Below are 15,295 nucleotides of genomic sequence, written 5' to 3'. Positions count from 1 at the left end.
GCCATGACGTTGACCCAACCGACGGCGCAGGAGGCCGAGGCCATCCTCGCGGCGTTGTGGGAGCGTAACTACGACCCCCTGACGACCGAGTTGATCGGCCGGTTGCCGCTCGGGCCCGGCGCCCGCTGCCTCGACATCGGCGCCGGCGCCGGCTCGATGACGAAATGGCTCGCCGCGCGGGTTCCGCAGGGATCGGTGCTCGCCGTCGACGTCAACACCGATGGCCTCGACGACGTGCGCGTCGGGGTGACGGTGCGGCAGGGCGACATCGAGACCGAGCAGTTCGCGCCCGGATCGTTCGACTTCATCCTGGCCCGCGGGGTGTTCTCGGTCCTCAAGAGCCCCGACGAGCTGCTGAGCCGGGCCATGCGGTGGCTGGCTCCGGGCGGTTGGGTGCTCGTCGAGGACTTCTACTTCATGCCGGCCGAGGACGCGGCCACCCCGCTGGGTCACCGGGTCATCGAGGCCTACCTGCGTGCGTTCCGGGCACAGGGTGCTGACATGCGGTTCGCCCGCCGGCTGCCGGCCCGGCTGGCCGCCGAAGGGCTCGCTGGGGTGGACTTCCACCTGCGGCCGCTCGGCCCCGGTCAGGGGCAGTACGAGAACGAGCTGATGCGTCGCCGGCTTGAGCTGCAGGGCCAGCCGCTGGTCGACAACGGCTGGGTCAGCGCGCAGGACCTGGCCGACTTCGTCGCCACCATCGAGGCGCCGGCGTCCCGGGATGTCACGACCCTGCTCTTCTCGGTCTGGGGCCAGCGACCACCGGTCTGACGGAACTTGACTTCATCCTTGGTTCAGCTTCTACGGTGTGAATGTCCGTGATTGCACTGCGAAACCGAGGAAAGGAGCCTGGCGTGCACCCTCCCGACAGCCCCGGCCGGACGGCGGGACCGCCCCCGGGCGCGCAGGCAGCGGTCCTGGTCCTTGCGGGCATGCTGACGATCATGGCGGGAGCGGTCGTGTCACCCGCCATTCCCGGCATCCGGGCCGCGTTCGCCGACACGGCCGACGCCGACCTGCTGTCCCGCATGATCACCAGCACCCACGCGCTGGCGATCGTGGTGTTCGCCCCGTTCGCTGGCGCGCTGTCCGAGCGGATCGGGCGGAAGCGGGCTCTGGTCATCGGCATGCTCGCGTTCGCCCTGGGCGGCAGCTCCGGGTTCTACCTGCCCGACCTCTACAGCATCCTGGTCGGTCGGATCGTGCTCGGCCTCGGGGTCGCGCTCGTGATGACCACCAGCGTCGCCATGGTGGCCGACCTCTACGAGGGGTCCCAGCGGCAGCGGTTGCTCGGCCGGCAGACCTCCGCCGGAGCGTTCGGTGGAGTGCTCCTGCTGGTCGGCGGTGGCGCGCTGGCCGGGCTGGGCTGGCGCAGCGTCTTCCTGGTCTACCTGCTCGGCGCGGTGCTCGCCGTCGCCGCGCTGCGCTACCTGCCCGGTGGTGCCCGCCCGCCCGGCTCCGCCGACGGGGACGCCGGCTCCGGCGTCCCCGCCCGGCGCTGGTGGCCGGTGGGCATCACCGCGGCGCTCGTCGCGATGCTGCTCGGTCAGGTCGCGTTCTACTCGGTACCGGTGCAGGTGCCGTTCCTGGTGGAGAACGACTTCCACGCGACCTCGATCGCCACCGGCGCGGTCATCGCGGTGCAGACCCTGACCACCGGCCTGGTGTCGCTGCGCTTCGCCGCGATCCGGCGGCTGGCCGGTGAGTACGTGCTCGTCGCCGTGGCCTTCGCCGCGATCGGAGCCGGTTATCTGGTGCTGTTCGCGGCCCCGCACGTCGTCGTGCTGGGCGTGGGCACCCTGGTCATGGGCGTCGGTCTGGGCATCCTGATGCCGACGCTGAACAACTGGGTGGTCAACACCGCGCCGGAGGACTCCCGTGGCCGGTACGCCGGCTTCCTGACCACCGCCCTGTTCCTGGGTCAGTTCCTGGCGCCGATCGTGACCCAGCCGGCCGTGAGCCGCCTCGGCATCCAGCCGCTGTTCCTGATCATCGCGACCGGCGCGCTGATCGTCGCCGCCGGCTACCTCGCCGCGTCCCGGCGTCGTGCCCGCGCGGACGCCGAACCCGACACCGACCGGGCCGACGTGCTCGCGTCCCGACTCGACCAAGGATCTCCCCATGTCCGCTGACGCCGACCGCTCGACGCGGGTCGAGTTCGTCCTCGACCTCATCTGCGTGCACTCGTACCTGGCCTTCACCCGCTTCGAGAAGGCTGCCGCCCGCCGGCGCGCGGACGGCCGGACGATCGAGGTGACGTTCCGGCCGTTCCAGATCGACGCCGGAGCCCCCGAGGAGGGCGAGCCGCTGACCGAGCGCCACCGCCGGGACTTCGGTGCCGCTGCTGAGGAGATGGTGCAGCGCATGACCGGCACCGCCGCCCGCGACGGCCTCAGCCTCGACTTCGGCCGGGCCGTCTTCGTCAACACGTTCCGGGCCCACCTGCTGCTGGCGACGGCGCAACGACAGGGGCGGGCGGAGGCGGCCGCGGAACGGCTGTTCCGGGCCTACTTCAGCGAGGGCCGCAACATCGGAGATCCGGACACGCTGGACGAACTCGCGGCCGACGCCGGTGTCACGCCGGTGACGGCCGGCGGAAGCGGTCCCGGACCGGACGAGGTCGCCGCCGCCCTTCTCGCCGTGCGGGAGCGAGGCGTCACGTCGGTGCCGCTGGTGCGGGTGGACGACGGCCCGGAGCTGTCCGGCGCCCGCTCGGAAGACGAGTACCTGGACGCGCTGTCCCCGACCAGGTGACGCGCGTACCGCCACCGATCACGCCCCCAGACGAAAGGAACACCCGCACATGGCTTCCCTGCGGCTCGCAGTGATTTGCGGCAGCGTCCGCGACGGCCGGTTCGGTCCCACGGCCGCCCGGTGGATCGCCGACCAGGCCGGCAGTCGTGACGATCTCGAGGTCGACTACATCGATCTGATCGACCATCCGCTGCCGGTGGGACTGACCCAGTCGCCGGACCCGGACGTCGCCGAGACGCTCTCCCGGATCGGGCCCCGGCTGGCCGAGGCGGACGCGTTCGTCGTTGTCACGCCGGAGTACAACCACAGCTACCCCGCGTCGCTCAAGTCCTTCATCGACTGGCACTACACCCAGTGGCAGGCCAAGCCGGTCGCCCTGGTCTCCTACGGTGGCATGGCGGGTGGCCTGCGTGCCGCCGAGCACCTGCGGCTCGTCTTCGCCGAGCTGCACGCCATGACGATCCGCGAGCAGGTGAGTTTCCACATGGCGTGGGAGAAGTTCGGCCCGGACGGCAACCCGGTCGATCCGGAGGCGGTCGGTGCGGCCGTCAAGACGATGTTCGACCAGCTCGTGTGGTGGGGCGAGGCGCTGCGCGCGGCACGCGAACGGCACCCGTACGGCAAGTAGCGCTCACGCCGCAGCGCTGAAGCCGCGGCCGAGCTGGAAACCGACACCCCGTACGGTGACGATCCACCTGGTGTCGCCCAGCTTGGCCCGCAGGCTGTTGACGTGGGTGTCGATGGTCCGGCCGGTGGCCGTGGCGCTGTCGTGCCACACCTGGGCCCGTAGTTCCCGCCGGCTGAACACGACCCCGGGGCGGGCGGCGAGCAGCTGCAGCAGGTCGAACTCCTTACGGGTCAGCGCGAGCGCCCGGTCGCCGAGCCGGGCCTCACGCCGGGCCACGTCGATGTGCAGCGGGCCGTGCGAGATGGTGTGGGCGTCCGGGGCCGGGCGCAGCCGCCGCAGCACGGCATCGACCCGGGCCAGCAGTTCCTCTGCGCCGAACGGCTTGTCGAGGCAGTCGTCGCAGCCGGCCCAGAAGGCCAGCACGCGTTCGACCTCGGTGCCCCGGCCGGTGAGGGCGATGATCGGGGTGTCCGACTCGCGGCGGATCTCGGTGCAGACCAGCAGACCGTCGATGTCGGGTACGTCCATGTCGAGCACCACCAGATCCACCCGGTGGTGCTGTTGCAGGGCCGACTTGCCGGTGCCGGCGCTCCATGCCTCGTATCCGTGCTGTTCCAGCCGGTGTACGAGGTGACGACGGCCGGTGAGGTCGTCCTGTACGACGAGGACGCGCATGTCGAAAGACCCTCCAATAGCGATTGACATCGATGAACCGTCACTGAGTATGCCTCGAATCGAGGGGGGCGGCATAACAATGTGATTCGGTTCCGACGCGTTCAGTGATTGGTGTGGGCAATGCAAAATGAGCGTCAATTGACTGCAAAGTTCACCAATTTGGCTTGATGGATGAACATTGCGATCGTAGCGTTCCCCGGGGGCGATCAGTCGCGTTGTCGCGACGACCGGCTGCAACGGGGAGGATGATCATGCAGAGTGCGTTGGACACGCTGTGCCGGATGACTCAGGTCGCACCGCCCGGGCGGACGCCCGCCGGCGAGGAACTCGACCGGCTGCGTCGGCTGACGGGGCAGCTGATGGCGTCGCAACCGGACAGCCACACCGAACTGGCCCGCTATCTGTCCGTTCAGGAGCGCGGCATACCGGTACCCGAACAAGAGGCAGGAGCAGCGATCCGCGGCCGACGGGTGCTGGTGACCGGTGGCAGCGGCTGCATCGGCACCGAACTGCTGCGTACGCTGGCAGCTCTGCAGCCGTCGGTGCTCGTGAGTGCCGCCAACACGCCGCCGGCGCACAGCGTTCCCGGCGTCCGCTACCTGCACCTCGACGTCGGCGACCGCCGGCGCACCGAGGAGTGCCTGCGGGCCCTCCGGCCGGACGTGGTGTTCCACCTGGCCGCCCAGCGTGACCCCGGGCGGGCCGAGGAGGAGGCCGCCCTGACCGTGTACTCGAACGTGCTGGGCACGCGCAACGTCGCCGAGGCGGCCGAGCGCGCCGAGGTCCCCGACCTGGTCTACGCCTCCACCGGCAAAGCGCTACGACCGTGGACCAACGACGTCTACGCCGAGTCGAAGCGGATGGGCGAGTACGTCCTGAGCCGGGTGGCCGCGCGCGGTCGCATGCGCTGCACCGGGGTGCGCTTCACCCACGTGGTGGACAACTCGATCGTGTTGAACCGGTTCCGTAGCGCCTGTCACCTCGGACTGCCGCTGCGGCTGCACTCCGCCGAGACCGTGTTCTACGTCCAGTCGGCCAAGGAGTCGGCCCAGCTGATGCTTGTCGCCCTCGCCGAGTCGACGCACCGGCCCAACCGGGAGATGCGGATGTTCATGATCCGCGACCTCGGATGGCCGGTGAGCCTGCTCGACCTGGCTCTCGGCATCATCGAGGAGTCGGGCAGCGACTCACCGCTGTACGTTGCCGGTTACGACCCCGGCTACGAGCAGGCGCCCTACCCGGGCCTCTACGATCCGGCGCTCGCGGGCGACGTCAGTCCACTGATCAACGCGATCGAGGCCCACGAGGCCAGGGAGAGCCTCTCGCCGGCCGTCGACATGATCCCGGTACGCGCCGCCAACAGCCCGGCCTTCGACGCCTTCCTCGCCGAGGCGGAGCGCGGTTGCGCCACGAACGACGATCAGGCGGTGCGCGAGGTCTTCCAGTCGGCGGCGTGGGCGCTGCTCGAGGCGACCGTGCAGACGGTCTCCCCGGCGATCCTGCACCGCATCACCGGACTGACCGCAGCCCACCGTCCGGTGATGGGCCCCAACCACCTCCGGATGGACGACATGTTCCGCCGGTTCGCGGGATTGGCCCAGCCGGTGTCCTTCTCGTGACCGTCGATACGCGACAGCCGTCCCGTACCGGAGCACCCGTTCTGCTCTACGCCGCCCAGGCGGTGGCCGCCGTCGGCATGGCGGCGGGCGGCTCGGCCGGTGGCTTGCTGGCCACCGACCTCACCGGCTCGGCCGCCGCGGCCGTGCTCCCGCTGGGCGCGATCGCCGTGGGGGCCACGGTGGCGGTCCTGCCGGTCGGCGCGACCATGCGCTGGCGCAGCCGAAAGGCCGGGCTCCTGCTCGGGCTGGTGGCGGCGGTCACCGGTGCGGTCGCCGTGGTGGCGGGTGCCCGACTGGCCGACCTGTCCCTCGTCCTGGCCGGCAATGCGCTGCTCGGCGCTGGCAACACTGCTGTCATGTTCGGCCGCTACGCGGCGGCCGACTTCGTCCCGGCCGAGGCGCGGACCCGCGCGGTGGGCGCGGCGCTGACCGCGGCATCGGTCGGTGCGGTACTCGGACCGAACCTGCTCGGGCCCGCCGGTGGCCTCGCCGTGGCGGCCGGGCTGCCCGCCGCGGCGGGCCTCTACCTGCTGGCCGTGCCCGCCTTCGGCATCGCCGCCCTGCTCGTAGCCCGAATGCCGGCGCCTACGGCGCTGCCGGTGGCAGCCCGATCCGATCCGACCCCCACGGCCCGGATCGGGCTGCCACCCCTGCCGGTGCTGGTGCTCGGTGGCGCGAACGCGACAATGGTGACGATGATGGCGGTGGTCCCCCCGGCCATGCACCACCACGGGTGGGGCCTGGGAATGGTGGGCGCGGTGGTCAGCGCGCACGTGGCGGCGATGTTCGGCTTCTCCTCGGTAACCGCCCGGCTCTGCGACACCTTCGGGGCGGTCACGGTGGCCGCGGCGGGCGCGATCCTGTCCGCTGTCGGCGCGCTCGGCGCCGGCCTGACCGCTGGCCGGCCGCACAGCGGCGCGGCGGCGGCCGGGTTCCTCCTCGTGCTGGGGTTGGCGTGGAACGTGCAACTGGTCAGCGGCACCGCGCTGCTGCTGGCCCGTACCCGCGAGTCCGCCCGGCGGCGGGCCGAGGACCTCGGCGAGATCATCATGGGTACGGCCGCTGCGGCCGGCACGCTGCTCGCCGCGCCGCTGCTCGGCGTCGCCGGCCTGACCGGCGTGGCGGTCGCCGCATTCGCCCTCAACGCCGGCACGGCCCTGGTCCTGAACCGCTCTCGAGGTGGCCTGCCGTGACCATCGAGACGGTGCTGTTCGACTTCTCGGGCACGCTGTTCGACCCGGCGCGGGTCGTCGACGGCCCAGCTTTCGCCGCCTGCGCGAAGCGACGTGGCAGGGAACTCGCGGAATCGCGGGCCCACACCCTGGGGCACCGGATCCTCGAGTACGGCGAGAGTCCGGCCGGCCTGCGGGAGCGCGTGCGGTGCGACCTGTCCGCGGCCGAGCACCGGGCCGGCTGGGTGGCGACCGCCGTCCTCGTGCCGGGCGTCGACCCGGTCCTGGCCGAGGCGTTCCACGACTGCATCACCGACCCCGCGCGCTGGCGCCCCTATCAGGACACGGGACCGGTGCTGCGGGCGCTGCGCGACGACGGCGTACGGGTCGGCGTGGTCTCCAACTGCGGTTGGGATCTGCGGGGGTCGTTCGAACGGGCCGGGCTCGCCGACCTCGTCGACGCCTACGCGCTGTCCTTCGAGCACGGCTGCGCCAAACCGGGCCCCGAACTCTTCCGCGTCGCCCTCGACGCGTTGGCCGCCGACCCTGCCCGCACGGTCATGGTCGGCGACGATGCCCGCACCGATTCCGGCGCGCTGTCGGTTGGTATAGCCGTACGTCTGCTGCCCGCCGCCCCACCGCACCCGGCGCCCCGTGGCCTGGGCCGGGTGCTGTCGGCCGCGACTCTCCTGAGGGAATGATCATTCATGTCGCACGCACTCGTCATCGCCTGCAACCGGGGTCCGGTCGACTTCCGTACCGACCCGAGCGGGACGATCAGCTACCGCCGGGGCGAGGGCGGGCTGATCGCCGTGCTCACGCCGGTGCTCGCCGACGGCGAGGGCGTGTGGATCGCCGGTGCGCGCACCGACGGCGACCGGATCGTCGCCCGCCGCGCGACGTCGTCCGGTGAGCCCACCGCTGTCGACCTGCCGGACGGGGTCGTGGCCGTCCGCTACCTCGACCTCGACCCCCGGGCCTACGCCGCCTACTACGGGACGATCGGGACCGAGACTCTCTGGTTCCTGCACCACCACCTGCCGATCCCGGCGTCCGGTCCCGCGTTCGAGGCTGCCTGGCAGGACTACGAGCGGGTCAACGACGAGTTCGCCGCCGCCTGCGCCGATGCCGCCGCCCCGGGCGCGACCGTGCTCCTGCAGGACTACCACCTGGCGCTGGCACCGTCGCAGTTGCGGCGGCGGCGTCCGGACGTGCGGACCGCCCACTTCACCATGTGTCCGTGGGCCGATCCCGCCCACTTCCGGCAACTGCCGGAGCACACAGCCCGGTCGCTGATCCACGGCATGCTCGGCGCCGACCTGCTCGCCTTCCTGACGCCGCGTTGGGCACAGGCGTTCCTGGCCTCCTGCGCGGACCTCGGTTACGCCGTCGACCCGGCACGGCGCGAGGTGCGACTCCCCGGGCGTACGGTGTCGGTGCGCGTCTATCCGGTCGGGGTCGACGTTCCCATGCTGCGGGAACGCGCTGCCGCCGGTCCGGCCCGCGTCGAGGGGGAACGGCTCGACGAGGTGGTCGCCGGGCGGACGCTGGTGGCCCGGGTCGAGCGGATGGAGCCGGCGAAGAACGCCGTGCGTGGCATCGAGGCGTTCGGGGAGCTGCTGCGTGCCCGCCCGGAGCTGGTGGATCGGGTTGTCCACTACGTACTGGCGTACGAGTCACGCAGCTCGCTTCCGGCCTATCGGGAGTACGCCGCGGCCGTTGCCACGGCCGTGAGCGCGGTCAACGCGCGCCATCTGACCGCCGCCCGTCCGCCGGTCGTCCTCGACACGCGCAACAACCTCGACCGTGGGCTGGCGGTGCTGACCCGCGCCGACGTCCTCGTGGTCAACTCGTGGCGCGACGGGATGAATCTCGTCGCGAAGGAAGGTGCCGCGGTGAACGCGCGTGACGGCGTTCTGATCCTGTCCCGGGACGCGGGTGCCGCCGACCAGCTGTCGCCGTACGCCCTGACCGTCGACCCCGGCGATGTCGGGCAACTGACCCGGGCGCTCGCCGCCGCGCTCGACCTCCCGGCGTCGCGTCGCCGGGAGTGGCTGCACGGCCTGCGTCAGGCCTCGGGTGCGATGCCGCCCCGGGGATGGCTCGAGGCTGTGCTCACCGACATGGCCGCGCTGCCCGATCATCTGGACACCAGTGTCGGGTCCCACGCCGGCGCGTCGTCGGCCTGACGCATCCGACAGCGCAACGGCACCGGTCGCCGCGGTGTCTGCCCTCTCAGGCCGCCACGTTCACCGCGTGACGGACGAGCTGGTCGTCGCTCGTCGCCGCCAGCATGGCGGCGGCCAGGTCCGCGCGGCGCAGTGTCCAGGCGCGGGGCAGTGGGGCGTCGACGGCGCTGCGCCAGGTGCCGGTCGCCGGGCCGTCGCGCAGGTACGGAGGGCGGAAAACCGTCCAGTCGCTGTCGCTGGCGGCCAGGACGGCCTCCATCCGGCGCATGTCCTCGTACGCGCCGCCGAAGAACCGGTGCAGGAGCGGATGCACCAGCCGGCGCTGCAGCGCGTCCTGCTCGGCGACGGGGGCGATCGGCAGGGCCGTGATGGCCACGAGCCGTCGGATGTCGAGGTCCCGCATCGCCGCCAGGATCGCGCTGCCCCCCGCCGAGTACACCCGCGTGGGTCTGCCGGCCTCGGCGGAGCCCAGCGCGGAGAGCACCGCGTCCGCCCCGTCGAGCGCCGGCGGCAGCGATCCCGGGTCGAGCACCTCCGCGACAACTACCCGTAGTCGCGGGTGGTCTGGGCCGGGCCAGCCCCGCCGGACGACCGCGGTCACCGCGTGACCGCCGGCCAGCGCCTGTTCGACCAGCAGGGTTCCGGTCCCTCCGGTCGCACCGATAACGGTCAGTCGCATGTGTCAGCTCCTGGGTGGGGGGTGGGCGAAGCGGCGCGGGCAAGGTCCGGGTACCACTGGGTCGCCCTGGCGAGGTCGTTCGGGAAGGCGGCGCCGGGGCGGCAGCCGGTGGCAGCCCACAACCGGTCCGAGTCGTACCAGTGGTCCATGGAGATCAGGTCGAGGTGCCGCCGGCGCAGGCCGGGCGGGAGCGTCAGGTCGGCGAGCGCGGTCGCCCGCACGTCACCGGTCGGGAGCCGGACTCCGAGGTGCCGGGCCAGCGCCTCGCCGGCGGCGTGAACGGTGACCGGGTCGGGATGGTTGGCGTGGTAGACCGTTCCGGGCGGTGCCGGTGTGACGACCAGCGCGACGACCAGGCGCGCCAAGTCGTGCACCCCGATCATCGACAACCGGGGTCGGCCGCCGTCTATCCAGCCGGGCAGCCAGCCCAGCAGGGCCGCGAGCGTGGGTACGACCCATCGGTCGCCCGAACCGTAGACGAGGTGGGGGCGCAGGACGGTTCCCCCGCGGGCGAGAACCTCCGCCTCGGCGGCGGCCCGGCTGGCGCTGGTCGGGGAGACCGGGGCCGGGTCACGGATTCCCTCGGTCAGGCCGCGGTGCGGTCCGGCGCCGTAGACGGCCGCCGTGCTGATGTAGATCACGTGTCGGACGTCGGCCCGTGCCGCCTCGGCCAGGAGGTGGCAGGTGCCGAGGTGGTTGACCTCCCGGCAGCGTCGCGCATCGGCGCCGACGTGGGAGGCGGCGTGGACGATCACGTCGATGTCGTCGCAGCTCCCGCGCAGTGAGGCGGGGTCGGTCAGGTCGCCGCGGAAGGGCCGAGCCGGGCCGGCGAGCCCGGTCGGGACGTCGCCGCGAATCAGTCGACGGACGGCCGGCAGGCCGGCTCGGATGAGGCTGTGGTGTACTGCCGAGCCGATGAATCCGGTCGCGCCGGTGAGGAGTACCCGGCTGTTCCTGCCGTTCACCATGCTGTATCCGGTCGATTAAGTCTTGCGGGCAAGACACCTGTCCGAGAAAATACCGAACGACCGGTTTTTTTGGAGGAGGCGTATACATGGCGAGGCAGGCGCGTGCCGAAATGACCAGGTCCACCATTATCAGGGCTGCGGCGGACCTCTTCGACCGTTACGGATACGGTGCCACCAGCCTCGGCGACATCATCGCCCACGCGGGGGTGACCAAGGGGTCGCTCTACTTCCACTTCTCGTCCAAAGAGGACCTGGCGCACGCGGTGGTGCAGGAGCAGCACGCCATCTGGACAGAACACTCCCGGTCCTTCGTCGATGGTGATCCGGCCCTGGAGTCGCTGATCCGGATGTCCTTCAGCCTCTCCACCCAGCTCGTCGAACATCCACTGGTACGCGGCGGGATTCGGCTCACCCTGGAGCACGGCACCTTCCAGCGGCCACTGCCCGACCCGTACCTCGACTGGATACTGATCGTCACCGGCCTGCTGGAACGTGCGACGGCCGAGCGCGACGTGCGTACCAGCGTCGAACTGGACCGGTTCGCCAAGTTCATCGTCAGCTCCTTCACGGGTCTCCAGCTGGTCGCGCAGGTCCTCAACGAGCGGCGCAACCTTCCGGACCGCATGGTGGATCTCTGGCAGATCGTCCTGCCCGGCCTGGTGCTGTCCAAGCGGCTGCACTACTACCTGAACTACGTGGTCGCCGTCCGCAAGGAACTCACCGACGGCTGAACCGGTCAGCGGGCGAGGGCCACTTCACCGCGGACAGCAACGGCACCGTCCTGCACGAAGTGGAGGTTGACGAGCTGCCGGTCAGGTGCGGCGGTCACCGAGTGCACCACCAGATCACACTCCCGGTCCAGCTCCAGGAAGGCGGGGAAGGTCGCGTCCGCACCGACCACCAGGGCGTCAGGTCGACCGACGGCCGCGAGGGCGGCCTGCCGCATCGCCTCCAACGCCAGCATGCCGGGGACGTGGTCCAGGGGATGATCGAAGAGGACTGGATGGTCCAGGGCGACCCGGAGCTGACGGATGCCCTCCGGGTCCGGCGGGCCGACCACCACGTCGGCGGGGAGTTGACGCCCGACCGAGGCGGGGTCGGCCGGGGCCACCAGCGGCGGGGCACCCACCGCTCTGGCCGAGCCGCCCCAGCGCAACCGCTCGTACGTCGCCGGGGAGATGCAACGCAGCCACCCGCTGCCCTCGCCGACCACGTCGTTGCCGTGTCGCAGCGTGACGTCGATCCGCATTCCGCCGATCGTGCACGCCCGGCGGATGACCCCGCCGACCTCGACAGTGACGACCAGATCGAACGGCTCGTCCGACGCGTGCAGCTGATCCGGTGCGCAGTCGAAGGCCAGTCGCTGCATGAGGAAGGCGCAACTCTGCGGTACCTCGAAGCCGACGTGCGCCAGCAGGATCCCGACCTGACGGATCGTCTCGGCGGCCAGCAGCGGGTCGAACCGGCCGCCGCGGACGCCGTAGAGCGAGTGCCCCCTCGGCCACTGCGCGGCCACGATGAACATGTCCGGGCCTGTCTGCCGCCAGTCGGTGAGCAGGACCTCGGCAACGGCTGACCGGTGTACCAATTGACGGGAAACCGTGAAGTCATAGGAAAGTTTCATCGGCTCGCCACCCTGCTCTCGCGAAGCCCTGCGGCAGACGAATCAGACATGACCGGACCCCCGTCGTCGGTCGGCTGGCAGGAAAAAAAGATACCAGATAGGCTGTTATAGATAATGTGACGATTGTCACCGTCGATGCCCACAGTTCCGTAAGGCACGGACGCTACGCCCGTTCTGCCCGCATTTATCCACGCGAATTCGACGACCTGTAACGAACTCGTCGCCTGATGGGCATGACGAAGAGTCACCATCGTTTAACGAATGCCGTTTGACGAAACGGGTCGGTCGGTTTCTTATTGAGGTAGCCAGGGTCGTCGGACCGTCGTGCCGGGCGGAACGGGCAGGGCGTACCTGATCGAAGCTTGTCGATCAACGTGGTCTACCCGGCATGGACCGTCGATCCCTGGCACGGTCGAGGTTCCATCGGCGCGCCGATGGGCGGCCGAGGCCACCGAGTTGCCGTTCTGAAGACGCGGGGGAGCCACATGCACGTACTTGCGGTTGAGCACGACGGTTTCGCGGCGGAGCGGCTCGTCGGCTGCACACGCCGCCTGGGCTATCGCGCCACGCTGGTGCACAGTGGCAGGCAGGCGCTCTCCTCGTTCGACGACAGCGACCTGATCCTTCTCGGCTTGGACCTGCCCGACATCGACGGACTCGACGTGTGCCGGCGCATCCGCGCGGCGGGCGACATCCCGATAATCGCCTTCTCCGCCGGCAACAGCGAGGCCGACCGCGTACTCGGCCTCAAGGCCGGCGCGGACGACTGCATGGGCAAGCCGTACGGCCTGCGCGAACTGGCCGCCCGCATGGAGGCGCTGCTTCGCCGAACCGGAACGGCGCGAGACGGCGGCACTCTGCAACACGGGGCACTGCGCATCGATCCGGCCCTTCGGCAGGTCGCCGTGGGTCGGCGCCCGGTCACCCTGACCCGTAAGGAGTTCGACCTGCTCCACCTGCTCGCCTCCAATCCGGACCGGGTGTTCACCCGGGAAGAGTTGATGGCGCGGGTCTGGCAGGACACCGGCGCCGTTGCTCGACGGTCGTCGCGGGCCAGCCGGACGCTCGACACCCACGTCGGCACCCTGCGGCAGAAGATCGGGTCGGGTGGTTCGATCATCACGGTGCGGGGTGTGGGGTTCCGGCTCGGCTTCGACGAGTCGCACGCGCTCGCCTCCTGAGCGGGCCTGCCAGGCCCGGCGGGTGGCCGGCCCGGCGGGTGATGCTCGGGCAGCCGCGCAGGGGACAATGCAGCGATGTCGGATCTCACCGAGCCGCTCGGCTACCGCCTCATCACCGGGCCTGACGACGCTGAGTTCTGTGCCCGCGTCAGCGCCCTTCTCGACCAGGGCTACCAGCTGCACGGGTCGCCGGCGCTGACCTTCGACGGCGAACGCGTCATCGCCGCTCAAGCGGTGGTGCTGCCGCGCTCTGTCGACTCGGGGATCGGCTCTGCCACGCATCTGTGAGCGGTTCACGACGACGCGGTGGACGTGTGGGGACGGCCGCGCCTGCGCGGCCGTCCCCGGCGGTGTCACGGATGCGGGGGATCGTTCCCGAGGGTCAGCGGATCGCCGCGCTGGCGCTCGGGGTGGGCTGAACCCGCTCGAACCGCACCTTGCTCAGCCATCCCGGGAGGTCACTGAGCACGTACAACTCGCCGTTCACATCGGCGCCGAACGCCGTCGGCTGAGTGGGGAAGGTGCCGATCTCGGCGGTCTCGTAGCTACCCGAGGACGTGGGGCGCACGGCGAACGCGCGGGTCGAGCAGTAGTCGCTCGCGATGTAGGTTCCCCGCGCCTCCGGGGTGACGGACCCCCGGTACACCAGGCCACCGATGATGGAGCAGTTCTCGGTCAGGTAGTGCTCGTACTCGGCAACCGGATCGGTGAGTCGCACGCCCGGCCGGCACTGCGTCTGGTCGAAGACCGGCGTGCCCTCCTTGCAGGACCAGCCCAGGTTCGCGCCACGCTGCGACGGGCGGATGTGGTTGATCTCCTCGATCAGGCCCTGGCCGACGTCGCCGATCCACAGCGAGTTGTCGACCGGGTCGATGGAGAACTTCCACGGGTTGCGCAGCCCGTAGACCCAGATCTCCGGCCGTGCGCCCGCCGTGCGGACGAACGGGTTGTCGACGGGTACGCAGTAGGGCTTGCCTCCGCAGCTGCGGTTGACGTCGATGCGCACGATCTTGCCGAGCAGGGTGCCGAGGTTCTGACCGCTCTTGAACGGGTCGTTCGCGTTGCCGCCGTCGCCGGTTGACCAGTAGAGGTAGCCGTCGCGGCCGAAGGCGACCTGTCCGCCGTTGTGGTTACCGAACTCGGCGTGCTCCTGCGTGAGCAGCACCTGGAGCCGGTTGGGAGCGCCAAGGGGCACTCGCGCCAGGGTCAACGTGCCGGCCGGCAGGCTCGTGTAGGCCACGTAGAGCATCCCGGTGCGGGCGAAGTTCGGCGCGGGCGTGATGCCGAGAAGGCCACGCTCGTTGTCGGACGTGTCGATCCGGGCGGTCAGGTCGAGCACCGGCTCCGCCGCCAGACCGGTGTCGGGGTGGTAGGAGCGCACGGTGCCGTTCTTCTCCGCGATCAGCATCCGACCGTCCGGCAGTCCGGTGATCGCGATCGGCCGTTGCAGACCGAACGCCACCCGTTCGGAGACCACGGTCAGCTCGGTGAGTGGCGCCGCGCGGGTGTGGGATGTGCCGGCTGCCGCGGTGCCGGCCACCGATGCCGGTGGCAACAGAAGTGCCGACAGGGCCAGGGTGAGCAGACCGGCCAACGTGGTGGCCGGGCGATAACGCCGTCGCTGCATGTTCAGCTCCTCGAGCAGGTGGGTGGAGGTGTGGTGTGGTGTGGGAGCGTTTCCACACTACATTGAGACAAGTCGATGCCAAACTCGTCGAACGCCCGTCGCGCCGCGTCGACACCATCGGCCACCGGCCGCGCAGATCGAACCAATTCGATATAGCATCGCGGTAGGGCAGTGGCACT

16 protein-coding genes are annotated in these 15,295 nt (G+C 70.7%); 11 read left to right on the top strand and 5 right to left on the bottom strand.

Features of this window, described 5'->3' with window-relative positions; genetic code table 11:
* Positions 1 to 3 precede the first annotated feature (3 nt).
* From ABZV06_RS00860 to ABZV06_RS00845, 4 genes are all read left to right on the top strand, one after another.
* A complete protein-coding gene (locus tag ABZV06_RS00860; protein WP_355617510.1) occupies positions 4 to 771 on the top strand; it encodes a class I SAM-dependent methyltransferase in 768 nt (255 codons plus the stop codon).
* An 83-nt stretch (positions 772 to 854) separates the two neighbouring features.
* The gene (locus tag ABZV06_RS00855) at positions 855 to 2,132 is read left to right on the top strand and encodes an MFS transporter (RefSeq protein ID WP_355617507.1); all 1,278 of its coding nucleotides are present in this window, start codon (positions 855 to 857) and stop codon (positions 2,130 to 2,132) included.
* On the top strand, positions 2,122 to 2,754 hold the full coding sequence (locus ABZV06_RS00850; protein WP_355617505.1) for a DsbA family oxidoreductase: 633 nt from the start codon (positions 2,122 to 2,124) through the stop codon (positions 2,752 to 2,754). Before ABZV06_RS00855 ends, ABZV06_RS00850 begins: the two co-directional genes overlap by 11 nt.
* Before the next feature lie 49 nt (positions 2,755 to 2,803).
* Positions 2,804 to 3,382: an NAD(P)H-dependent oxidoreductase gene (locus ABZV06_RS00845; protein WP_355236053.1), complete on the top strand. Its 579-nt coding sequence runs from the start codon at positions 2,804 to 2,806 to the stop codon at positions 3,380 to 3,382.
* A 3-nt stretch (positions 3,383 to 3,385) separates the two neighbouring features.
* Here ABZV06_RS00845 and ABZV06_RS00840 read toward each other — a convergent pair whose 3' ends face one another.
* Positions 3,386 to 4,057 carry a response regulator transcription factor gene (locus ABZV06_RS00840; RefSeq protein ID WP_355617503.1) on the bottom strand — a complete coding sequence of 224 codons (672 nt, stop codon included), beginning with the start codon at positions 4,055 to 4,057 and terminating at the stop codon, positions 3,386 to 3,388.
* A 251-nt stretch (positions 4,058 to 4,308) separates the two neighbouring features.
* On the opposite strand from ABZV06_RS00840, the gene ABZV06_RS00835 reads away from it, so the two are divergent.
* Genes ABZV06_RS00835 through ABZV06_RS00820 form a run of 4 tightly spaced genes read left to right on the top strand, consistent with a single transcriptional unit; the run spans position 4,309 to position 9,037 of the window.
* A complete protein-coding gene (locus ABZV06_RS00835) occupies positions 4,309 to 5,676 on the top strand; it encodes a polysaccharide biosynthesis protein (RefSeq protein ID WP_355236059.1) in 1,368 nt (455 codons plus the stop codon).
* A complete protein-coding gene (locus tag ABZV06_RS00830; protein ID WP_355617500.1) occupies positions 5,673 to 6,869 on the top strand; it encodes a hypothetical protein in 1,197 nt (398 codons plus the stop codon). The genes ABZV06_RS00835 and ABZV06_RS00830 overlap by 4 nt, the downstream gene beginning before the upstream one ends.
* On the top strand, positions 6,866 to 7,549 hold the full coding sequence (locus ABZV06_RS00825) for an HAD family hydrolase (RefSeq protein ID WP_355236065.1): 684 nt from the start codon (positions 6,866 to 6,868) through the stop codon (positions 7,547 to 7,549). Before ABZV06_RS00830 ends, ABZV06_RS00825 begins: the two co-directional genes overlap by 4 nt.
* 6 nt (positions 7,550 to 7,555) lie before the next feature.
* The gene (locus ABZV06_RS00820) at positions 7,556 to 9,037 is read left to right on the top strand and encodes a trehalose-6-phosphate synthase (RefSeq protein ID WP_355236068.1); all 1,482 of its coding nucleotides are present in this window, start codon (positions 7,556 to 7,558) and stop codon (positions 9,035 to 9,037) included.
* Between the two features lie 46 nt (positions 9,038 to 9,083).
* On the opposite strand, the gene ABZV06_RS00815 is transcribed toward ABZV06_RS00820, so the two are convergent.
* Together ABZV06_RS00815 and ABZV06_RS00810 are read right to left on the bottom strand one after the other, a co-directional pair.
* Entirely contained in the window at positions 9,084 to 9,716 is a 633-nt protein-coding gene (locus tag ABZV06_RS00815) for an NAD(P)H-binding protein (protein WP_355617497.1), read from the bottom strand.
* On the bottom strand, positions 9,707 to 10,684 hold the full coding sequence (locus ABZV06_RS00810) for an NAD-dependent epimerase/dehydratase family protein (RefSeq protein ID WP_355617494.1): 978 nt from the start codon (positions 10,682 to 10,684) through the stop codon (positions 9,707 to 9,709). Before ABZV06_RS00810 ends, ABZV06_RS00815 begins: the two co-directional genes overlap by 10 nt.
* Before the next feature lie 86 nt (positions 10,685 to 10,770).
* Here ABZV06_RS00810 and ABZV06_RS00805 point away from each other — a divergent pair, with 86 nt between their 5' ends.
* Positions 10,771 to 11,415 (top strand): ScbR family autoregulator-binding transcription factor, encoded by a 645-nt coding sequence (locus tag ABZV06_RS00805; RefSeq protein ID WP_355236077.1) that lies wholly within the window; start codon positions 10,771 to 10,773, stop codon positions 11,413 to 11,415.
* 5 nt (positions 11,416 to 11,420) lie between these two features.
* On the opposite strand, the gene ABZV06_RS00800 is transcribed toward ABZV06_RS00805, so the two are convergent.
* Positions 11,421 to 12,308 carry a ScbA/BarX family gamma-butyrolactone biosynthesis protein gene (locus ABZV06_RS00800; protein WP_355236080.1) on the bottom strand — a complete coding sequence of 296 codons (888 nt, stop codon included), beginning with the start codon at positions 12,306 to 12,308 and terminating at the stop codon, positions 11,421 to 11,423.
* A gap of 485 nt (positions 12,309 to 12,793) precedes the next feature.
* Between ABZV06_RS00800 and ABZV06_RS00795 the strand changes: the two genes are divergently transcribed.
* Positions 12,794 to 13,489 (top strand): response regulator transcription factor, encoded by a 696-nt coding sequence (locus tag ABZV06_RS00795; RefSeq protein ID WP_355617492.1) that lies wholly within the window; start codon positions 12,794 to 12,796, stop codon positions 13,487 to 13,489.
* A 75-nt stretch (positions 13,490 to 13,564) separates the two neighbouring features.
* The gene (locus ABZV06_RS00790; RefSeq protein WP_355236086.1) at positions 13,565 to 13,777 is read left to right on the top strand and encodes a DUF1737 domain-containing protein; all 213 of its coding nucleotides are present in this window, start codon (positions 13,565 to 13,567) and stop codon (positions 13,775 to 13,777) included.
* 94 nt (positions 13,778 to 13,871) lie between these two features.
* On the opposite strand, the gene ABZV06_RS00785 is transcribed toward ABZV06_RS00790, so the two are convergent.
* Positions 13,872 to 15,116 (bottom strand): PQQ-dependent sugar dehydrogenase, encoded by a 1,245-nt coding sequence (locus tag ABZV06_RS00785; RefSeq protein ID WP_355617490.1) that lies wholly within the window; start codon positions 15,114 to 15,116, stop codon positions 13,872 to 13,874.
* Positions 15,117 to 15,295: the final 179 nt, after the last annotated feature.

The sequence above is a fragment of the Micromonospora sp. NPDC005172 genome (genome assembly GCF_040608555.1).
Lineage (GTDB): Bacteria > Actinomycetota > Actinomycetes > Mycobacteriales > Micromonosporaceae > Micromonospora.
The sequence above is the reverse complement of the archived record's forward strand: the minus strand, read 5'-3'. Positions and strand labels throughout refer to the sequence as shown.